The organism is Rhodovulum sp. 12E13, from assembly GCF_003340565.1.
Lineage (GTDB): Bacteria > Pseudomonadota > Alphaproteobacteria > Rhodobacterales > Rhodobacteraceae > HLUCCA09.
The window spans coordinates 72,786-91,758 of the sequence record NZ_QPLK01000008.1; the positions used below are offsets into that span (position 1 = coordinate 72,786).

General features: G+C 71.7%; 19 protein-coding genes and 1 other RNA gene. 6 read left to right on the forward strand and 14 right to left on the reverse strand.

Annotated elements, in window-relative coordinates:
- Positions 1 to 120 precede the first annotated feature (120 nt).
- Positions 121 to 384 carry a spike base protein, RCAP_Rcc01079 family gene (locus tag DLJ49_RS09195; RefSeq protein WP_115393245.1) on the forward strand — a complete coding sequence of 88 codons (264 nt, stop codon included), beginning with the start codon at positions 121 to 123 and terminating at the stop codon, positions 382 to 384.
- Positions 385 to 524: 140 nt separating this feature from the next.
- On the forward strand, positions 525 to 1,532 hold the full coding sequence (locus tag DLJ49_RS09200) for a glycosyltransferase family 2 protein (protein ID WP_115393246.1): 1,008 nt from the start codon (positions 525 to 527) through the stop codon (positions 1,530 to 1,532).
- Between the two features lie 70 nt (positions 1,533 to 1,602).
- Here the strand turns inward: DLJ49_RS09200 and DLJ49_RS09205 are convergent, their stop codons facing one another.
- On the reverse strand, positions 1,603 to 2,076 hold the full coding sequence (locus DLJ49_RS09205) for a hypothetical protein (RefSeq protein WP_115393247.1): 474 nt from the start codon (positions 2,074 to 2,076) through the stop codon (positions 1,603 to 1,605).
- Complete coding sequence (locus tag DLJ49_RS09210) at positions 2,076 to 2,309, reverse strand: hypothetical protein (protein WP_115393248.1); 234 nt, start codon at positions 2,307 to 2,309, stop codon at positions 2,076 to 2,078. Before DLJ49_RS09210 ends, DLJ49_RS09205 begins: the two co-directional genes overlap by 1 nt.
- Before the next feature lie 189 nt (positions 2,310 to 2,498).
- Here DLJ49_RS09210 and DLJ49_RS09215 point away from each other — a divergent pair, with 189 nt between their 5' ends.
- Together DLJ49_RS09215 and DLJ49_RS09220 are read left to right on the forward strand one after the other, a co-directional pair.
- The gene (locus tag DLJ49_RS09215) at positions 2,499 to 3,275 is read left to right on the forward strand and encodes a WecB/TagA/CpsF family glycosyltransferase (protein WP_233488913.1); all 777 of its coding nucleotides are present in this window, start codon (positions 2,499 to 2,501) and stop codon (positions 3,273 to 3,275) included.
- Positions 3,272 to 4,942 (forward strand): O-antigen ligase family protein, encoded by a 1,671-nt coding sequence (locus DLJ49_RS09220; RefSeq protein ID WP_147277292.1) that lies wholly within the window; start codon positions 3,272 to 3,274, stop codon positions 4,940 to 4,942. The genes DLJ49_RS09215 and DLJ49_RS09220 overlap by 4 nt, the downstream gene beginning before the upstream one ends.
- Positions 4,943 to 5,031: 89 nt before the next feature.
- Here DLJ49_RS09220 and DLJ49_RS09225 read toward each other — a convergent pair whose 3' ends face one another.
- Positions 5,032 to 6,369: a glycosyltransferase gene (locus DLJ49_RS09225; protein ID WP_115393250.1), complete on the reverse strand. Its 1,338-nt coding sequence runs from the start codon at positions 6,367 to 6,369 to the stop codon at positions 5,032 to 5,034.
- 88 nt (positions 6,370 to 6,457) lie between these two features.
- The gene (locus tag DLJ49_RS09230; RefSeq protein WP_255566612.1) at positions 6,458 to 8,251 is read right to left on the reverse strand and encodes an SLC13 family permease; all 1,794 of its coding nucleotides are present in this window, start codon (positions 8,249 to 8,251) and stop codon (positions 6,458 to 6,460) included.
- 270 nt (positions 8,252 to 8,521) lie between these two features.
- Between DLJ49_RS09230 and DLJ49_RS09235 the strand changes: the two genes are divergently transcribed.
- Positions 8,522 to 9,649: a S1C family serine protease gene (locus DLJ49_RS09235; protein ID WP_233488915.1), complete on the forward strand. Its 1,128-nt coding sequence runs from the start codon at positions 8,522 to 8,524 to the stop codon at positions 9,647 to 9,649.
- Positions 9,650 to 9,819: 170 nt separating this feature from the next.
- Positions 9,820 to 10,605, forward strand: a complete 786-nt coding sequence (locus DLJ49_RS09240) for a Bax inhibitor-1/YccA family protein (protein WP_115393252.1) — start codon at positions 9,820 to 9,822, stop codon at positions 10,603 to 10,605.
- A gap of 654 nt (positions 10,606 to 11,259) precedes the next feature.
- Here the strand turns inward: DLJ49_RS09240 and rpmG are convergent.
- The 10 genes from rpmG to DLJ49_RS09285 form a co-directional block, all read right to left on the reverse strand.
- Positions 11,260 to 11,427, reverse strand: a complete 168-nt coding sequence (gene rpmG, locus DLJ49_RS09245) for a 50S ribosomal protein L33 (RefSeq protein ID WP_010441901.1) — start codon at positions 11,425 to 11,427, stop codon at positions 11,260 to 11,262.
- 144 nt (positions 11,428 to 11,571) lie between these two features.
- On the reverse strand, positions 11,572 to 12,342 hold the full coding sequence (locus DLJ49_RS09250) for a DUF533 domain-containing protein (RefSeq protein ID WP_115393253.1): 771 nt from the start codon (positions 12,340 to 12,342) through the stop codon (positions 11,572 to 11,574).
- A 104-nt stretch (positions 12,343 to 12,446) separates the two neighbouring features.
- Positions 12,447 to 12,838, reverse strand: an RNA gene (rnpB, locus tag DLJ49_RS09255) — RNase P RNA component class A.
- Between the two features lie 11 nt (positions 12,839 to 12,849).
- Positions 12,850 to 13,656, reverse strand: coding sequence for an N-acetylmuramoyl-L-alanine amidase (locus DLJ49_RS09260; RefSeq protein WP_369932508.1), 807 nt, complete (start codon positions 13,654 to 13,656; stop codon positions 12,850 to 12,852).
- Between the two features lie 74 nt (positions 13,657 to 13,730).
- Positions 13,731 to 14,531, reverse strand: a complete 801-nt coding sequence (locus DLJ49_RS22410) for a hypothetical protein (RefSeq protein ID WP_233488919.1) — start codon at positions 14,529 to 14,531, stop codon at positions 13,731 to 13,733.
- Between the two features lie 75 nt (positions 14,532 to 14,606).
- Positions 14,607 to 15,053 (reverse strand): hypothetical protein, encoded by a 447-nt coding sequence (locus tag DLJ49_RS09265; RefSeq protein WP_115393255.1) that lies wholly within the window; start codon positions 15,051 to 15,053, stop codon positions 14,607 to 14,609.
- Positions 15,054 to 15,102: 49 nt separating this feature from the next.
- Positions 15,103 to 16,593, reverse strand: a complete 1,491-nt coding sequence (gene gatA, locus DLJ49_RS09270) for an Asp-tRNA(Asn)/Glu-tRNA(Gln) amidotransferase subunit GatA (protein ID WP_115393256.1) — start codon at positions 16,591 to 16,593, stop codon at positions 15,103 to 15,105.
- A gap of 2 nt (positions 16,594 to 16,595) precedes the next feature.
- Positions 16,596 to 16,883 carry an Asp-tRNA(Asn)/Glu-tRNA(Gln) amidotransferase subunit GatC gene (gatC, locus tag DLJ49_RS09275; RefSeq protein WP_115393257.1) on the reverse strand — a complete coding sequence of 96 codons (288 nt, stop codon included), beginning with the start codon at positions 16,881 to 16,883 and terminating at the stop codon, positions 16,596 to 16,598.
- Positions 16,884 to 17,204: 321 nt separating this feature from the next.
- Entirely contained in the window at positions 17,205 to 18,206 is a 1,002-nt protein-coding gene (locus tag DLJ49_RS09280) for a fatty acid desaturase (RefSeq protein ID WP_115393258.1), read from the reverse strand.
- A 109-nt stretch (positions 18,207 to 18,315) separates the two neighbouring features.
- Positions 18,316 to 18,972, reverse strand: coding sequence for a ceramidase domain-containing protein (locus tag DLJ49_RS09285; RefSeq protein WP_115393259.1), 657 nt, complete (start codon positions 18,970 to 18,972; stop codon positions 18,316 to 18,318).
- Between the last annotated feature and the right edge of the window lies 1 nt (position 18,973).

Sequence of the window (18,973 nt, forward strand, 5' to 3'; positions counted from 1 at the left end):
GGGCACCGTTCCCACCGTTCGCACGTCCAACGGCTCGGCAACCGGGCTTCGGCTAGGGTCCGAGCCGTACCGCGCCCGAGGGGCCACGCGCCCCTCGGCCGCCAGCCTAGGAGCCCTTGGATGCCTGTCGACCGCTACGCCGCCTTTTCCCGAGCCCCCTCGCTCCCTGCCACTTCGGTGCAGGAGATCGTTCCCGACGATGCCGCCGACATCGCCCACGTCTCGCTCGCGCTGAACGTGGCCACGCCGGGCAATCTCCGCGTCACCACGCTCGACGGCGACGTGGTCGACATCGAGGTGGCCGCTGGCGTGGCCTTTCCGCTGCGCGTCTCGCGCGTCTGGGCGACCGGCACCACGGCGACGGGGATCCGCGCGCTGTACTGACCTCGCGGGGCAGACCGCCCGCGCCCGACTTGCCCGGGGGCTTGTCCCGGCCGCCGCGGCGGTCCAACACGGCGCTGCCGGTGGGCCGCGTCGAAGCATTCCCGCCGGGCGTTTCCGGATGGCCCGCAGGACCCCGAGGCATGGCAGAGAGCGACGCTACGGCAGACACCGCCCGCGAGGACGAGGCGCCCGAGGCCTCCGCGTCCGGCGACGCCGCCCCCGGCACCCCCGCGTCCGATGCCTACGTCCTCATTACGCCGTGCAGGAACGAGGCGGCGCATGCGCGCCGCACCCTCGACAGCGTTCTGGGGCAGACCCGCCCGCCCGATCTGTGGGTGATCGTCGATGACGGCTCCACGGACGGCACGCCCGGGATCCTTGCCGACTACGCTGCCCGCCATCCCTCGCTGCGCATCGTCAGGCGGCAGGACAGGGGGCGCCGCGCGGTCGGGCCCGGCGTGATCGAGGCGTTCTACGAGGGCCTCGCCACCGTCGACCTCGCGCGCTTTCCCTTCCTGTGCAAGCTCGACCTCGATCTGGAGCTGCCGCCCGGCTATTTCGAAGGGCTTATCGCGCGGATGCGCGCCGACCCGCGGCTCGGCACCTGCTCGGGCATGCCGTGGTTCACCGCCCCCTCCGGCCGGCGTGTGAGCGAAAAATGCGGGCCCGAGATGTCGGTCGGCATGACCAAGTTCTACCGCCGGGAATGCTTCGAAGAGATTGGCGGCTTCGTGCGCGCGGTCATGTGGGACGCGATCGACTGCCACACCGCCCGACGCCTGGGCTGGACGGCGCGCGCCTTCGCCGACGCAGGGCTCGCCTTCGAGCACCTGCGCCCGATGGGCTCGTCGGAAAAGGGGGTGCTGACGGGGCGGCGTCGGCACGGGGCGGGTCAGTACTACATGGGCTCCGACCCGCTCTACTTTGCGGCGACCGCGATCTACCGGATGGCGCACCCGCCCTACCTGCTCGGGGGTCTCGCCATGCTGCGGGGATATGCCGGCGCCTGGGCCTCGGGCGCGCCGCGGCACGAAGATGCCGCGTTGCGCGCCTTCATCCGGGCCTATCAGCGGCGGGCGCTGCGCGTCGGCAAGGCCCGCGCCGTCGCCGAGATCGAAGCCCGCCATCGCCGCCCGGGAACGGACTGACCCGTCACCCCCTTTCCGGACGGCCGGCCGGAGAAACCTCCCCGGCCGGCCGCTTCCGGCTCTGTCGTGCTCAGGAACCGACCGTGGCCGAGGCGGATGCGATGGTGGCTGCACCGCCGGCGCCGGTCACCGTCTCGACGACGCGCAGCAGCGTGCCGGCGTGATCGAGCTGCGGCGTGAACACCTGGCCGGTCGCCCCGGGGATGTCGACGCCGTCGCTCTGCCATTGCCACGCGCGCGGAGGTTCCGTCGCCGCCCCGTCGTAGGCCCAGAGCGCAGGACGCACCTCGAGCGGCACATCCACGACCGGCGGCCCGGAGAGTTCGGGCGGACGCAGGAATACCGGCCCCGAGGCAAGCGCCGCGGGATCGAAAGGATAGGTTCCGGCATAGGCCAGCGGCGCCAGCACGGTCACCAGAAGCGGGGCGTCGCCAGCCGAGAGCAACGCCGTGTTGCGCGTGGTGACGGCGAAGGACAGCCCCGCCTGGCCCATCAGGAGGTAGCTGGATCCGCCAAGCAGCTTCTTGGCGTCGATCGTCTCCATTACACCGCCTCGCGCACGATCAGGGCGGCGGTGAGCCCGGCCTTACGATAGCGCACCTCGCGACCGGCGCGAATCAGCACGCCCTCGCCCTGAAGCAGGTGAAAGCCGTCGTCGGGCGCCGGGCCGGGGGTCGTGGTCAGGAAGACGCTGCCGTGGCGCGTCTGCCAGATCTCGTCGCTGACGAGGGTGACAGGGTCCGACCAGGTGGTCGTTGCGTCGGTGATGAGAGCCATGTCTGCGATCCCGGTTGATTGCGGTTTATCGTGGTCGTCGCTGCAACGCGGCGGCGAGGGCCGGCGCGGGGCGGCAGCATCGGCGGCCTGGGCAAAGACTCCGTCAGACCACCGCACGGTGTTTCGCGGTTTGAGCCACGGGCCGCTCTGGGTTATCTGCCAGGGTGGAGCGATGCGGGAGACGCCGGGGTGGACTGGCTGGGAGAGAGCGACGGCGGCACGGCTCGCGCCCTTGTCGCGCGGGAGGCGCTGCTGGCCGACCTGCGCTCGCGGCTGCGCGCGGGGCGCGGTTTCGCCATCGCCACGCTCAATCTCGATCACGCGGTGAAGCTCCGGGCCGATCCCGCCTTTCGCGCGGCTTACGCGGCGCACAGCCACGTCACCGCCGACGGCCACCCGATCGTCTGGCTGGAGCGGTTGGCCGGGCGGCGGGCCGAGCGCGTGACGGGGGCCGACCTCGTCGTTCCCCTGGCCCGGCTCGCTGCGGCAGAGGGCTGCTCCGTTGCCCTCGTCGGCTCCACCGCGGCATCGCTCGACGGCGCCGCCGAACGGTTGCAGCGCGAGGCGCCGGGCCTGCACGTCGCGGCACGCGTCGCCCCTAAGGCGGGCTTCGACCCGGCATCGAGCGACGCGGCGCGCCTTCTCGACCGGATCGGCGAGAGCGGTGCGGGCCTGTGCTTGCTCGCCCTCGGCGCGCCGAAGCAGGAACTCTTCGCTGCCCGTGCCGCGGCTTGCCTGCCCCATATGGGCTTCGCCTCGGTCGGCGCTGGGCTCGACTTCCTCTCGGGTCGGCAGGTGCGGGCGCCCCGGGCGGTCCAGGCGTTCGCGCTCGAATGGGCGTGGCGGCTCGCCCGCGACCCCCGTCGCCTCGGCGGCCGCTACGCGCGCTGCGCCGCGGCGCTGCCCGGGCTGGCCCTCGCCGCCCGTCGTGCCCGCCCCGCCCGGCGTGGAGGGGCGGGGCCATGACAGGGATGGAAGAGCTTGTCATCTACACGTTTCCCTTCGTTGCCTACGTGGTCTTCGCCACGACGAAGTTGCTCCACGCGATCCCGGCCACGGTGCTCGCGGGCTTCCTGCTCTTGCCGCCGCGCTATGCGTTCAACCTTCCGCTGCTGCCCACCATCGACAAGGCGAACGTGATCGCGCTGACCGTCGCAGGGCTCGCGCTGGCATTCGCGCCGCGCCCCGGGCGCGCGGCGGCGCCGGCCTTCGATCATGTCGCCGCGCAGGAGATGCTTCCCGGCCTGCTGCCGCGAGAGCGCTGGGCGCTGGTCTGCGTCGTGTCCCTCGTGCTCGTCGTGCCCGTCGGCACTGTGTTGACCAACCGGTCTGGGCTCGTTCTCGCCGACGGGTTCGTTCCCGGGCTGACTTTCCGCGACATCGGCAACAGCGTGTGGCTGTTCGGGCTGCCGCTCCTGACGCTGCTTACGGCGCGCAAGTTTCTCGGCGGCGAAGCGGGGCAGCGGACGGTCCTGTACGCGCTGCTGCTGGCCGGGCTTTTCTACAGCCTGCCCACGCTGCTCGAGATCCGCCTGTCTCCGCAGCTGCACAACTGGATCTACGGCGGCTTCCCGCATTCGTGGATCCAGCATCTGCGGGGGGGCGGCTTCCGGCCCGTCGTGTTCATGACCCACGGGCTCGTCCTGGCGCTTTTTCTGTGCATGAGCCTTCTGGCGGCGCTGGCCTGCCTGCGCGTCGCCGATTTCGACCGGCGCTGGCTCTACGCCGTCGCGGCCGGTCATCTCTTCCTCGTGCTGGTCCTGAGCAAGTCGCTCGGCGCGCTCATGATCGCGCTGGTCCTGGCCCCGCTGATCATGCTCTGCTCGGTCAGGACACAGCTCCTCGCCGCAGCTGCCATCGCGATCTTCGTGACGACCTACCCGGCCGTGCGCGGTGCGGGCGTCAATCCCTTCGGAACGGTTGCGCATGTGGTGGAAGCGGCCGGTCAGCCGAGTCGCGCCAGTTCCCTGCGGTTCCGCCTCGCCCAGGAGGAGATCCTGACACGGCGGGGCTGGGAGAAGCCGCTCTTCGGCTGGGGCGGCTTCGGCCGCGCCATGGATTTCGAGGCGGAAGGACGGCATGCCTCGGTCCGCGACGGGCTCTGGCTGATCACCTTCGGAGAGCGGGGCGTGGTGGGCTTTCTCGCCTATTTCGGCTTGTTCGCCTTTCCCCTGGTTCTCCTTGCGGCCCGATCACGCCGGATCGAGGTCTCGCCGGCCACCACTGCGCTCGCCGTGATCCTCGCAGCCAACCTGCTCGACCTGATCCCGAATTCCGGCAGCACGGTCGTCACGATGCTGATCGCCGGGGCGCTCATCGGCCGGCTCGAGCACGCGCGGCAGACAGCCCCGGCAGGCGCGACCCAGGCCGCGACCGCGCCCGTCGGCGGAGAGCGCACATACGGACGCAGCGCCCCGCAGGCGGCGCGGGCGAGAGCGGGGGTGGGGGCAGGCCTCCGGGCGGGGGGGGCGATGCGGACCGCTTCAGCCGCACGCGCGCAACCGGCGCTCCCCGTTGCACCGGCGCGGCCGCGTGGACCGGCGCAACGCGCCGGCCCAACGGAGGTCTCAAGAGCTCGCGACGTGCGCTACACGCGCTTCCCGGCCGGTCCGCCCTCTTCCGAGGGCGAGTGACATACGACGACAGCGGGCAGGCGCGCGCCGCAGCGCGGCCCACGACCGCCGCCCGTGTCCAGCGCCACGCGCAGGCGCCCGCGGGACGGTCATGAACCGTCCCTCGATCGGATGCCGCGCGCCCCCTCACCGGGTTCTGCGCTCTCCGCCCGTGCGGCACCCGGAACGGCCGGCCCCGGCACATTGCCGCCCTCCTGCCTATCCGACCGGAAAAGCGCGGCGAGCTTCGACGCCTCCACGTCGAGGTCGAACCCGGTCTCGACGATCGCGCGCCCGGCCTGCCCGATCTTCCTCCGGATCTCGAACGGCATGCCCGCGAGGCGCTCCAGCGCGCCGGCCAGCGCCGCAGCGTCGCCCGGAGGCACGACGATGCCGCTCTCGCCGTCGCGCACCAGTTCCTCGACGCCGGCCACACGCGTCGCCACCACCGGCAGGCCACTTGCCGCCGCCTCCATCAGCACGACCGGCACGCCCTCGGCGAAACTCGGCAGAACCAGCGCGTCGGCCTCCCGCAGCGCATCGGCCACCTCCGACTGGCTGCGATAGCCCAGAAAGCGCGCTTCGACCCCCAGCCGTCGCGCCTCGGCCTCGAGCGCGGCGCGGTCGGCCCCGTCGCCGATCAGCGTCAGCCGAAGATCGCGCTGCCCCAGCCGGGCCAGCGCCTCGAGCAGCACGAACAGGCCCTTCACCCCGACGAGCCGGCCGACGAAGAGAAGCTCCAGCCCCGTGCCCGGCGCACGCGGCACACCGCCGCCGTAACGGTCAAGCTCCACCCCGCAATGGACGACGTGCAGCTTCGGCCAGTGCCGCCTGTCCGACCACAGCATCGCCTGCGACCGGGCAAAGTGGCTGATGCAGACGACGAAGCGGGCCCGTGCCACCTTTTCGTCCAGCCGCCAGCCCCGCGGGTCGAACAGGTCGGCCGGGCCGTGCAGGGTGAAGCTGTACGGCAGGCCCGACATCTCGGAGGCGATCATGGCGAGACTCGCGCTCGACGTGGCGAAGTGGTTGTGCAGGTGCGTCGCGCCGCGCCGCCGCAGATGCCGGGTGAGCACCGCCGCCTCGAGGAAGTAGAAGACCTGCCACAGCGCGCCGCGCAGACCGGGCCGCGCCGTGCGCGCGGCGAGGGCCGCAGCGCGCATGTAGCGCCCCGGCGCCGCCGCAAGCGCCGCGGCATGGTCGCCCAGAAGCGCCAGCGGATTGCGGGCCCGGGAAAGCACGTAGAACGTCTCGCGCGCGGCGTCCTCCTCCTCGGGCCCGATCAGATCGGCGGCCCCCGTTCGCCGCACGGCGCAGGTGAGCACGTCGAGCCCCTGCCGGCGCAGCGCCGCCACCTCCCGCAGCACGAAGGTCATGGACGCCCGCGGATACTCGCCCGTCAGATAGGCGATCCGGGGATTCGCGCCCGCCGCGCCCTTGTCGCTCATGCGTCCCCCTGCCGATGCTCCGGCCGCTTCTAGGGGCCGTCCGCGCCCGTGTATAGCGGCCCCGGACGCCGCGCGATGCATCGGCGGGTCAGAGCGGCCAGATGAGCGGGATGAGCAGCGAGGCGAGCAGCCCGACCGACAGGTTGAGCGGGATGCCCACGCGCAGGAAATCTCCGAAGCGGTAGCCGCCGGGGCCATAGACGAGCATGTTGGTCTGGTAGCCGATCGGCGTGGCGAAGGCCGCCGAGGCCGCGATCATGACCGCCACGACGAAGGGCCGTGGGTCGTAGCCCAGTGCGACGGCCAGCCCGATGGCGACGGGGGTGACCACCACCGCGACGGCGTTGTTGGTGACGAGTTCGGTCAGAACCGAGGTGATCAGGTAAACGGCCCAGAGCGCGAGCACTGGCGGCAGCGCGCCGATGTAGGGCGCAAGCGCATCGACCACGATGCGCACCGCGCCGGTCTCCTGCAGCGCCGCGCCCACGGCGAGCATCGAGAAGATCAGCGCGAGCAGGCGTCCGTCGACGAAAGAGAACGCCTCGTCGGCATCGACGCAGCGCGCCAGCAGCACCACCGCCACGGCGAGCACGGCCAGCATCAGGATCGGGGCGACCCCGAAGGCGGCGAGCACGACGAGCCCCGCGAGCGCCGCCACCGCCACCCAGGCCCGACCGCGGCGGAAGGCGCGCTCGGTCGGGCGCGACACGTCGACGAGTTCCATGTCGGCGGCCAGCCGCTGGATGTCGGCAGGTGCCCCCTCGAGCAGCAGCGTGTCGCCCACCCGCACCACGAGGTCGTCGAGCTGCCGGCCGATATTCTGGTTCCGTCGGTGCACGGCCAGCGGGTAGACGCCGTATCTGCGCCGCAGCCGCATCGATCCGAGCGAGCGGCCGACCATGCGCGCGCCGGGGGTGATCAGCACCTCGACCGTCGAGGTGCGCACCGACGACAGCTTGTCGACCGCGCGCAGGTTCTTGTTCTCCTGCAGGCTCAGCAGTTCCGCCATCTCGGTGCGCAGCACCACGCGGTCGCCGGCGGCGAGTTCGACCGCGCCCAGGTCGCGCCGGAGCGAGGCATCGCCGCGCAGCACGTCGATCACGCGCACGCCCTCGCGGCGGAACAGATCGACCTCGGTCACCGGCCGGCCCACCAGCGCCGAGCCCTCGGGCACCGCGACCTCGGTGAAGAACTTCATGCGCGAGCGGTCCGACAGGACGCCGGCGAGGCTTTCGCGGTCGGGCAGCAGACGCGGCGAGACGACGCGGATGTAGAGAAGGCCCCACGCAACGAGGATCACCGCGAGCGGCGTCACCTCGAAGATCGAGAAGGCCGCCAGCCCCTCGGCCCGCGCCACCCCGTCGACCAGCAGGTTGGTCGAGGTGCCGATGAGCGTCAGCGTGCCCCCGAGGATCGCGGTATAGGAAAGCGGGATCAGCAGTTTGGACGGCGACAGGCCGAGCGTGTTGGCGATCTGCACGACGACCGGGATCATCACCACCACGACGGGCGTGTTCGACACGAAGGCCGAGGCGACCACGACGAAGCAGATCAGCACGCCGAGCGCGCGTGCCGGGCTTTTCTCGGCCTCGGTCTGCGCGATCTGGGTAAACCGGTCGAGAGAGCCGGTGCGCACGAGCGCTCCCATGACCAGGAACATGGCCGCGATTGTCCAGGGCGCCGGATTGGACAGCACCTCGAGCGCCGACTCGTAGGGGAGCACGCCGGTTACAAGGAGAACCGCGACGCCGCCGATGGCGGTCACCTCGACCGGGAAGACCTCGCGCATGAAGAGCACGAACATGCCCAGCACGACGCCGAGCGCCACGATCGCATCCGCCTGCGGGCCGAGGGGAAGAAGCTCCATGCACGCCCCGTCGATGGTTCGGCGGTCATGGTTCGCATGGCGGTGTCGCGCTGACAAGCGCCGCACGGGGCCCTCGGCACCGGGCGGGCAGGTCGGGCGGCTCGCTTGCCTGGGGACGGGGCGCAAAAGCCTTGGAAAAGGCTTTTGCAAATCCCTTCTTCAAGGGATTTGCACCGGGCCCTGCTCTGCGACGGGGGCGCGCCGCCTTGACTCCATCTCCGTGACACCGATCTCGGATGATGGTGCCATGGTCGCCCTGCGGCGGCACGAAACCGAAGAAGACAGATGAGCCTGCGCGCCTTCGCCACCCGCCTCGCCCTCATGACAGCCGCCGGCTGCGCCCTCGTGCTCGCCTGGCACGTCGGGCTCGCGCTGCAGGCGCGGCTCGACGCGCCCGCGCGGCAGGCGCCCGCGCAGGTGCTGGTCGACCCGGCCCCCGGGGCGCCCGACGAGGAGCAGGTCATCGACCTGTTCGAGCGCGCCAAGAGCAGCGTCGTCTTCATCTCGACGCGCAGGACCGTGCCGGAGTTCTGGACCGGCGCGCAGCGGGAGGTTCCGCGCGGCAACGGCTCTGGCTTCGTCTGGAGCGCCGACGGCCACATCGTCACCAACGCCCACGTGATCCGCGGCGCTTCGTCGGCCACGGTGCGGCTCGCCAACGGCGCCACTCACCAGGCCCGCCTTGTCGGCGCCGCGCCCCGGCACGACCTCGCGGTGCTGAAGATCGAGGCGGAGGGTCTCGAGGCGCTGCCCCGCGGCACGTCGCGGGACCTGCAGGTGGGGCAGTCGGCCTTCGCCATCGGCAATCCGTTCGGCCTCGACTTCACGTTGACCACGGGCATCGTCTCGGCGCTCGACCGCGAGCTGCCGGCGCAGGGGGGGCCCGGCCTGCGCGGCCTGATCCAGACCGACGCCGCGATCAACCCGGGCAATTCGGGCGGGCCGCTCCTCGACAGCGCGGGCCGGCTGATCGGGGTCAACACCGCGATCTTCTCGCCCTCGGGCTCGTCGGCCGGCATCGGCTTCGCCGTGCCGGTCGACACGGTGTCCCGCGTCGTGCCGCAACTCATCCGCACGGGCAGCTACGCCCCGCCCTCGCTCGGCGTCGACATCGACGAGCGGGTCAATGCGATGGCGCGACGGCAGGGCATCGAGGGGGTCCTCGTGCTGGGCGTGGCCGCGGGCTCGGCGGCCGAAGCGGCGGGGCTCGAACCTGCGCGCATGACACCGGACGGCCGATTGCGGCCTGGCGACGTGATCGTGGCACTCGGCGGCGAGCCGGTGGGCAGCGTCGACGACCTGTTGGCCGCGCTACTGGCCCATTCGCCGGGCGACGAGGTCAGCCTGCGCGTGCGAAGGGGGGGCGAGACGCGCGAGACGACCGTCACCCTCGACCCGCCCCGCCGCGGCTGAGCGCCACGGCCGCAGGTCGGTCGCCGGTCATGCGGGAAACGCTTCGTCCGCCGGATGCCAAGCGTTTCGCTCATGAAAGCCTTGAAAGCGCACCCGCGCTCCCCGATATTCCCAACGATGCCCTCGCCCGCCTGCGACCGGGCTCTTTGTGGACGGCTATGGAGGAACGAATGGCTGACTATCAGACGGCGCGGACGCAGACGGGCTACGCCGGCGCCCGCACCGCCGCGATCGACGAGGGCCTCAAGGCCCACATGAACAAGGTCTACGGCACCATGTCCGTGGGCATGCTCATCACGGGCGCGGCCGCCTGGGCCATCTCGGGCCTGGCGACCACGGCCGACCCGGCGATGGGCGTGGCCCAGATCGGGCCGAACGAGTATCTCACCAGCTTCGGCGCGGCGATCTACACCTCGCCGCTGCGCTGGGTGATCATGTTCGCGCCGCTGATCTTCGTCTTCGGCTTCGGCGCCATGGTCAACCGCATGTCGGCCGCCGCGGCGCAGCTCGTCTTCTACACCTTCGCGGTGGTGATGGGCCTGTCGCTCAGCTCGATCTTCCTCGTCTTCACCGGCTACTCGATCGCCCAGGTCTTCCTGATCACCGCGATCGCCTTCGCCGGGCTCTCGCTGTGGGGCTACACCACGAAGAAGGACATCTCGGGCTGGGGCTCGTTCCTGATCATGGGCGTGATCGGCCTGATCGTCGCCTCGATCGTGAACATCTTCCTGGGCAGCCCCGCGATCATGTTCGCGATCTCGGCGCTGGGCGTTCTGATCTTCGCAGGGCTGACGGCCTACGACACCCAGCAGATCAAGAACGAGTACATCCAGTTCGCCGCCGCGGGCGACCAGGAATGGCTCGGCAAGGCGGCGATCATGGGGTCGCTGCGTCTCTACCTCGACTTCATCAACATGTTCATCATGTTGCTCCAGCTTTTCGGCCAGCGCGAGTGATCGCTGCGCCACATCACGATCCGAGAGGCCGGGCCCAGCGCCCGGCCTTTTTCGTTGCCGCGCCCGTATGCATCGCGCCTCGACACCCACGGACGATGCGCACCGCGGGACAGGCGATGCCCGGCGCGAGCGACAGATCGAACGGGTCCACCTCGCCGAAGCGGAGGGCGCGCGAGAACGGCACTGGGATGCACGTCGCCATGCAGTCGAACGCGCGCACGCCCCGCGCTGCGCCGCCGGCTCGAAGATATGCGTGAGCAGCGCTCGCCCGATGACGCGCCGCAATCGGGCCAGGTCGGTCACAAGGTGGCGGATGCTGGCGTGCCCCGAGCGTCGCCCGCGCGTCCAGCCTCCCGCGGCGGCGGTCCGGCCGGCGACCTCGTCGGCCACGGAACAGGTGCCGCAGGTCACCAGCCGGGGCCGCCCGCGCGATGGGCTGCACCGGCGTCACCCTGACTTGGGGCGGGCAATCCTGGCGCAGCAGAGCGGGAAGCTGCGCACGAGCAGCGCGTCGATGCCGGCGATTTCGGCGGCCCCGGTCGGGCTGACGCTGATCGTCTCGGCCATGCCAGACACTTCCCGGCTCTTCCGGAAACGACGAAGGCCGCACCCGGGGCGGGCGCGGCCTGTCGCATCCTCGAACGGCAGGATAGGCTACTTGATCTTGCCTTCCTTGTACTCGACGTGCTTGCGCGCCACCGGGTCGTACTTCCGGATGGTCATCTTTTCCGTCATGGTGCGGGCGTTCTTCTTGGTCACGTAGAAGTGCCCGGTGCCGGCGGTCGAGTTCAGCCGGATCTTGATCGTCGTCGGTTTCGCCATCGTCGCTCTCCTCGCCGGGCGGGTTTCGCCCCCGCGGTGAATTCCCTGAACCCCGCCTTCTACGCCCCGCCCGTGCGAAGTCAAGCGCCTCCGCCCGCCGTGCAGCCCCCATCCGGCGCCCGCGCGGCGCCCGTGCGGCGCCCGTCAGGCCATGGCCGGCACCCCCATCGCCGCGTGCATCCGGTCGCGCTCGGCATCGGGCAGGCCCAAAGCGCGGGCGAGCTGCGCGAGGTAGGCAGCCTCGCGCTGATTGTCGAGCCGGATCGCCATCAGCGAGGTGGCATAGACCTGCGCGCGCATCGCATGCGCCGTGTCGCGGGCAAGCGCCTCGACATCCACCGGAGCCGCCAGCTCGCGCTCGACGAAGGCGCGCTCCTCCGCGTCGACCTCGCCCAACTGGTCGAGGATCGCCTGCCGCTCCTGCGGGTCGATCTCGCCGTCCGCCTTGGCGGCCTGGATCATCGCCCGCACCATCAGCTTGGCGTTCTCCTCCATCGCGGCCGAGGCGGGCGTGCCGCCGAACAGCGCGCCGACCATGTCGTCCATGCCCTGCCCGCCGGACTGCGCCGCGCCCTGCAGCGCCGCCATCAACCCCCCGAGGCCCGCCGCGCCCGCGGCTTGTTGTCCGCCGCCAAGCGACGCCATCATCTGCTCAAGCGGGTTCGCGCCGGGTTGCGAGCCGGCAGCGCGGCCGCCGGAGCCCTGGCCCGCAAGGCCCTGCACAAGTCCGCCGAGGCCCATCCCCTCGGCCATGCGCTGCAGGTCGGCAAGTCCCGGCGCGCCCGGGCCGCCGGCCCCACCGTGCTGCATCATCTTCTGCAGGCCGGCCATGCCACCCATCTGCTTGTACTTGTCCATGCCCTTCGCCGCGGCGAAGCCGACCGCCACCGTCGCCAGTGTCCGCATGAAGCTCATCGCGCATCCTCCCGTGCATTGCCGGAGGGGTCCGGCACGGGCAGCATGCCACACCTGACGTTGCGTCCGTGCGGGGCACGGCGTCGCGGCGTGAACGGGCGAAAATGCGCGGACGGCCTGTAAGCCGGATTCTGTCCAGGCCCCCGACCGCGAGCGGACAAAGGCCCTGGGCGACCATTCCTCTCGGCCCGCCGTTGCCGGCGGGCTCAAGCTGCCAACCCGATCTCTCGGGGCCGGAGCGGCCCCGGGGCGCTTGCACGCCCCGCGGAGATCCTATTCGGCATTGCTCCCGGTGGGGCTTGCCGTGCCGTCCCCGTCGCCGGGGCCGCGGTGGGCTCTTACCCCACCGTTTCACCCTCACCCGCCCTGAGGCGGGCAGACTGTTCTCTGTGGCGCTTTCCGTCGGCTCTCGCCGCCCGGGCGTTACCCGGCACCGTCGCTCCGTGGAGTCCGGACTTTCCTCGAGCCAAAGGCCCGCGGCCGCCCGGCCATCCGCGCAAGCGGCATCTACGAACGCGCCGTCTCCCCGTCAATGGCCCCGTCCATGCGCCCGTCCGTGGGCCCGTCCGTGGGCCGGTCCATGACCCCGCGGGTGACGGTGTCGATGCCAGGCCCCTCGGGCAGTGCCGCGAGTAGCGCCCGGTCGGCCGCGTCCGCCGGCCCCTCTCCCCCCGGGCGGAAGCGCGCGCGGAAGGCGGCGAGCCGCGCCTCGAGCGGGGCCTCGGCCGTCCAGCCCGCCCGCGCCAGCAAAGCGCCCACATCGCTGCTCGGGTCGAGGCCCGGCTCCGCGTCCGTGTCAGGCCGGAGCGCGAGCCCCCGCAATGCCAGCCGCCGCCAGTCGAAACGCGGGCCGGGGTCGGCCTTGCGCCCCGGCGCGCAATCGGAATGCCCGATCACGCTCTCGGGCCCGATCCGCCACCGCGCCATGACTCCGGCAAGCAAAGCCTCGAGCCGCGCCATCGCGGGCTCCGCGAAAGGCGCGCGGCCGGAATTGTCGATCTCGATGCCGATGGAGGCAGAGTTGACGTCGCGCACCGCACCCCACGCCCCCGCCCCCGCGTGCCAAGCGCGCGCCCGCTCGCAGACGAGTTGCCAGAGCCGTCCGTCGCGCCCGACCAGGTAATGCGCCGACACCGCGAAGGTCGGGTCGCACAGCCGCTCCAGCGCCGCCGCGGCCGTCTCCATCGCGGTGTAGTGCAGCACGACGAGGCGCGGGCGCGCCCCCCCGCGCCGCGCGCCCGCATTGGGCGACGGCAGCCAGATTGCGCCGGGCTCGCCGACACGCGCCCCCTGCCCTTCTTCTTGCCCGGAAATATCCCCGCCGGAGGCTCCCGCGCTGTCGACCCGCGCACCGTCCTGGGGCCTGGCCGGGCGGCGCCCCACCGCCCTCAGCCGCGGGCGGCGCGGAAGGGCGCCGGGTTCCAGTCGCAGGCGAAGCCGTCGCCGTCGGGGTCGAGCCCCATCCGGTCGCGCCAGGGGCCGCCCGCCTCGAGGAAGGCGCGCTGGGCAAGGTCGGCCCCGGCGAAGCGCGCGCATTGCCGCGCGGCGCGGCCCTCGCTCGCCAGCACCCGGCGGTAGAGCGGCTCGCCCACGGCGTTCGTCGTGCGCAGGGCATAGGCGACGATGTCGGGTCCCGTCGCCTCCGACGGCTGGGGCAACTGGGCAGGGCTGACCTCCACGCGGGCGGCGCGCTGCTGCTCGAGGCGCGCCGCGTCGCTCTGGATCGTCTCGCGCGACGAGACGGCGGCGAAGTCCTGCTCGTCGGACAGGCCGGTGGCGCGGCTGCCGGCGGCAGGGGTGATCACCTGCCCCTGCGCAGGGGTGCCGAGGCCCGGCGCGATGCCGGGCGCGGCCAGCGGTGCCGCGGGCACCTGTGAAGCCGCGGCCGTTGACCCCGCGGGGGAGGTGGCCCCTGGCGCGGCCGGCCGCGACACGGTCTCGCTAACGCCGATGCCGGCGGCGGCGAGGTCGGCCGCGGTCAGGCCCGGCGTTCCGCCCGTCGCGTCCGGCGCGCCGGTGGCACGCGGAGACGAGGGCGCGAGCCCAGCCAGCTGGGCCTCACGCGCTTGTCGTTCGGCAAGGTAACTCTCGTAATCGCCGAAGCCCACGCCGCGCAGCGGATCTGCCGCGCTGTCGGCCATCGGGGCCGGCTGGCAGGCGGCAAGCACCCACACTCCAGCGGCAGCCATTGCCCATCGCGTCGTCATCGGATCGTCCTGCTCGTGCTCTTTTGCAGGGAGAGTAGCAACTGCAGGCCCCCCGATCTAGTTCGGCGCGACCCGGACGCCCGGGGTCAGTGCCAGATCGGCCGCACTCGCCGGCCACGGCCCGTGGCGCAGCCGGCCCAGCCCACCCCGCTCGTGCCACACGCGCAGATCGGGCGTGATGTCGGCGCCGGCCGCCACCAGACGCTCGGCGGTGATCGTCTGCCCGTGCGGATTGCGCGCTCGCGGCGGCGGCGCCCCGGTCGCCTCCGGCGACAGCCGCAGCGGAGTCTGGAGCTGGCCGTCGCGGGCGTGGGCGATCCGCACCTCTTCGGTGGGCTCGACCGTCAACAGCACCGGCAGGTGGCGCTGGGGGGCCACGGCGCCCCGCTGGGCGGTGGCCTCCGCCCCCTGCTGCGCGGCGCAGGCCGAAAGGGCAAGTGCGGCCGCAACGGCCACGAGCGGGCGAAACGCGCGGACAACAGGCGCATCGAGGCGGCGGGTCATGGGCGGCTCCCTGTCGGTGACCTGGCTGGCTCTGGTCGTCACGGGAAGGCTACCACCAACGCTCCGGCCGCGCCACGAATCCCGCGGCGCGCTCGAGCACGTCGGCGCAATCGAGCAACGCCTCCTCGCCCCAGGGCCGCCCGATCAGCTGCAGCCCCAGCGGCAGGCCCCGCGCGTCGAGGCCGGCGGGCACCGAGATGCCGGGCAGGCCGGCGAGGTTGACCGTGACGGTGAAGACGTCGTTGAGGAACATCGCCACAGGGTCGTCCTCGCCCACCTCGCCGAGGCCGAAGGCGGCCGACGGGGTGGCCGGGGTCAGGATCGCGTCGACGCCAGCCTCGAACGCGGCGTCGAAGTCGCGCTTGATGAGCGTGCGCACCTTGCGGGCGCGGTTGTAGTAGGCGTCGTAGAAGCCGGCCGAGAGCACGTAGGTGCCCACGATCACCCGCCGCTGCACCTCGTCGCCGAAACCCTCGGCGCGGGTCTTTTCGTACATGTCGACGATGCCGTCGCCCTGCTCGAGCCTGGCGCGGTGGCCGTAGCGCACCCCGTCATAACGGGCGAGGTTCGACGACGCCTCGGCCGGTGCGATGACGTAGTAGCAGGGCAGCGCGTACTTCGTGTGCGGCAGCGAGATGTCGACAATCTCGGCGCCGGCGTCGCGCAGCATGTCGGCGCCGTTCTGCCAGAGCCGCTCGATCTCGTCGGGCATCCCCTCCATCCGGTATTCCCGCGGGATGCCGATACGCTTTCCGCGGATGTCGCCCCGGAGCGCCGCCTCGAAATCGGGCACGGGAATGTCGGCCGAGGTGCTGTCTCTGGGGTCGTGGCCCGCCATGGCGCCCAGCATGATCGCGCAATCGCGCACCGTGCGGGCCATCGGCCCGGCCTGGTCGAGCGAGGACGCGAAGGCGACGATCCCCCAGCGCGAGCAGCGCCCGTAGGTGGGCTTGAGCCCTGTGATCCCGGTAAAGGCCGCGGGCTGGCGGATCGAGCCGCCCGTGTCGGTGCCGGTCGCGGCGGGGCACAGCCGCGCGGCGACCGCCGCCGCCGAGCCGCCCGACGAGCCGCCGGGGGTGAGGGGCGTGGCGTCGCCCTGCCGCCGCCACGGGCTGATCGCCGGGCCGTAGGCGGAGGTCTCGTTCGACGAGCCCATGGCGAACTCGTCCATGTTGAGCTTGCCGAGCATCACCGCCCCCGCCCGCCAGAGCTGCGCCGTCACGGTGCTCTCGTATTCGGGACGGAAGCCGTCGAGGATCCTCGAGGCGGCCTGGCTCGGCACGCCCTGGGTGCAGAACAGGTCCTTCACGCCGACGGGGATGCCGCACATCGCCGGCGCCTCGCCCGCCGCGAGCCGCGCCTCGGCGGCATGCGCCTGCTCCATCGCGATCTCGGGCGTGAGGTGGACGAAGGCGTTGAGCGCCCCCGCCGCCTCGGCCCGGCCAAGGCAGGCCTCCGTGAGCGCGGTCGGAGTCGTCTCGCCCTTGCGCAGCGCGTCGCGCGCCTCGGCGATGGTCAGGTCGGCCAGATCGTCTGACATGCTCACTCCACCACCTTCGGCACCGTGAAGAAGCCCTCGCGTGCATCCGGCGCGTTGGACAGTATCTTGTCGGGATAGCCGCCGTCGGTCACCCCGTCCTGGCGCCGTTTCAGCCGCATCGGCGTGACGGAGGTCATGGGCTCCACGCCCTCGACGTCGACCTCCTGCAACTGCTCGATGAAGCCGAGGATCGCGCCGAATTCGCCGGCCAGCGCCGGCAGACGCTCCTCCTCCACGCGGATGCGGGCGAGCTTGGCGACCTTGCGCGCGGTCTCGATGTCGATCGACATGGGGCCTCCATCGGGCGGGGTGGGACAGGCGACGGGCTCGAGGCGCCGGGGACGCCACCGGCGGCGGTGTAAAGGCTCGCCCCGCGCCCCGCAAGCGCGTCGGTCACGGTGCGCGGCCGGCCGGCGCGCGGGCTGCCCGCCTGCCTTGACCACCTCGCGGGAGGAATGACGGCCTGCCTCCGGACGAGACGGTGGCGCGCCTTCGGCGCATTCTCCCTCGCGGCGCCCCGCAAGCGGGGCGATGTGCCTCCGGCGGGGATACTTGGAGCAAGAAGAAGGCCATGGCGCGGCGCGGACCGGCTAGGGCGCGCGCAGGCCGGGCTATTCTGCCGGAACGGGTGCGCGCGGCGCGCGGACGCGGTTGGGAAAGGGGATGAGGCGGCCCTGCTCCTCGTCCCACAGCTTGAGGCGGAAGGAGCGGAGCGCCTCGGACCAGCCGATCGTGCGGATATCCATCTCCTCCCGCAGGGCGCGGTGGCAGCGCCGCAGGTTGTAGAGAGGGATGCGCGGGTTGAAGTGGTGGATGTCGTGGTAGGCGATGTTGCCGGTGCCGAGATCCCACCACCAGCCGAGATCGAGCGCGGACGAGCCCTGCAGCGTGGCACGCGCGTAGTCGAGGTCAGGCTTTCGATCCCAGTAGGTGTCTTCGAAATTGTGCTGGAGGTAGACCAGGAAGACCCCGATGGAGCCCGAGATCAGCACCGTCAGGCCGTAGACGCCGAGCCCCGACCAGCCGTAGCCCGCGAAGATCAGCGCCAGCCAGCCGAGCACGGCGAGGTCATGGGCGACGATCCCGGGCACCCCCACGCGCCGGGCGTTCTTGGGCCAGCGATAGCGGATCGCGAAGGTCCAGAAGCCGCCGAAGGGGATCATGAGGAACGGGTTGCGGTAGAGACGGTAGGCGAGGCGCTGCAGAGGGCTCGCCCGCTCCCATTCGCGCAGGGTCATCGTGTGGATCTCGGTCGAGTCGCGCTCGTCGAGGTTGCCGATATGGGCGTGGTGGCGATTATGATTGTACTGCATCGCCTTGTAGGGCGTCAGCGTGAACGTCGAGGCGAGGTAGCCCGCGAGATCGTTCTGCCGCCGCGTGCGGAAATGCGACCAGTGACCGAGGTCGTGCTGGATCACGTAGAGCCGCACCGCCGCGAAGGAATTGACCACGAGCAGCGGCAGAAGCACCGGCCATGCCCACGCGGCCTCGAGCGCCAGCCACAGCGTGGCGAGGTAGGCCGCCATGGTGCCGAAGAAACTGACCGATGCGGCCACGTTGCTCCGCTCCATGTAGCGGCTGGTGAATTGCTTTATCGCCTGAGCCTCGGACATCGCCCCCTCCCGGATATGCCAGACCCGATTCGCCGGCCGCCGCCCGCCCCCGTAGCAATAGGGTAAAGAGGCGGCCACGCTCAACAAATCGGTGACCGTGTCGGCGGGTTCAAGCCGCGGTGCGCAGGCTGTGGCGGCGATAGACCTCGATCATCCAGCCAAGCATCAGACCGTTGAGAATATGCCACAGGAAATGGGTGCCGAAGGGCACCGCCGGGCACACCATCTCGTCGAGAGAGCGGAAGACGAGCGAAACCACGAGGATCAGGGCCCCGATGGCCAGCCCACGGGCCGTGGCGGGGTGGCGACGCCAGAGCGCGGCGGCGTAGGCGGCGATGAGCAGCGGCACGGGCCAGTAGGCGGCCGATACCTCGAAGAAGGGAAGCGCGCCGAAAGCGGGCGCCGTCACGGCCGCGTAGGGCAGAAAGGCGGCGGTGGCGAGGCCGGCCTTGCCCGGCGAGAGCTCCCAGAAATGGCGGTTGGCCACGTAGACGTAGGTGAGGATGAACAGCACGATCGGCACGACGTCTGCCGTCGCCGCCCAGGCGGTGGCGTGGGTGTGGAACAGGTAGCTGCCCACCCCGATGGCGAAGAGGATGACGCAGAGAGCCTCGGCCAGCGGCAGGCCGCGCCCCGAGACGCGCCGCCACATCCAGAGCGCGGCGATCAGGAAGGCCACGTTGGTGACGGCATTGACCGGCTCGGACCAGTAGGTGAAATCCGTCCGCTCGCAATAGCCGTCGAACTGGCGCGCCCACCCTTCCATT

Coding starts and splice junctions, on each gene's coding strand:
- DLJ49_RS09195 (WP_115393245.1), top strand. CDS start 121: ATGCCTGTCGACCGCTACGCCGCCTTTTCCCGAGCCCCCTCGCTCCCT.
- rpmG (WP_010441901.1), bottom strand. CDS start 11,427: ATGGCGAAACCGACGACGATCAAGATCCGGCTGAACTCGACCGCCGGC.
- DLJ49_RS09220 (WP_147277292.1), top strand. CDS start 3,272: ATGACAGGGATGGAAGAGCTTGTCATCTACACGTTTCCCTTCGTTGCC.
- DLJ49_RS09225 (WP_115393250.1), bottom strand. CDS start 6,369: ATGAGCGACAAGGGCGCGGCGGGCGCGAATCCCCGGATCGCCTATCTG.
- DLJ49_RS09240 (WP_115393252.1), top strand. CDS start 9,820: ATGGCTGACTATCAGACGGCGCGGACGCAGACGGGCTACGCCGGCGCC.
- DLJ49_RS09280 (WP_115393258.1), bottom strand. CDS start 18,206: ATGTCCGAGGCTCAGGCGATAAAGCAATTCACCAGCCGCTACATGGAG.
- DLJ49_RS22410 (WP_233488919.1), bottom strand. CDS start 14,531: ATGGCTGCCGCTGGAGTGTGGGTGCTTGCCGCCTGCCAGCCGGCCCCG.
- DLJ49_RS09235 (WP_233488915.1), top strand. CDS start 8,522: ATGAGCCTGCGCGCCTTCGCCACCCGCCTCGCCCTCATGACAGCCGCC.
- DLJ49_RS09205 (WP_115393247.1), bottom strand. CDS start 2,076: ATGGAGACGATCGACGCCAAGAAGCTGCTTGGCGGATCCAGCTACCTC.
- DLJ49_RS09250 (WP_115393253.1), bottom strand. CDS start 12,342: ATGAGCTTCATGCGGACACTGGCGACGGTGGCGGTCGGCTTCGCCGCG.
- DLJ49_RS09285 (WP_115393259.1), bottom strand. CDS start 18,972: ATGGAAGGGTGGGCGCGCCAGTTCGACGGCTATTGCGAGCGGACGGAT.
- DLJ49_RS09200 (WP_115393246.1), top strand. CDS start 525: ATGGCAGAGAGCGACGCTACGGCAGACACCGCCCGCGAGGACGAGGCG.
- gatC (WP_115393257.1), bottom strand. CDS start 16,883: ATGTCGATCGACATCGAGACCGCGCGCAAGGTCGCCAAGCTCGCCCGC.
- DLJ49_RS09210 (WP_115393248.1), bottom strand. CDS start 2,309: ATGGCTCTCATCACCGACGCAACGACCACCTGGTCGGACCCTGTCACC.
- gatA (WP_115393256.1), bottom strand. CDS start 16,593: ATGTCAGACGATCTGGCCGACCTGACCATCGCCGAGGCGCGCGACGCG.
- DLJ49_RS09265 (WP_115393255.1), bottom strand. CDS start 15,053: ATGACCCGCCGCCTCGATGCGCCTGTTGTCCGCGCGTTTCGCCCGCTC.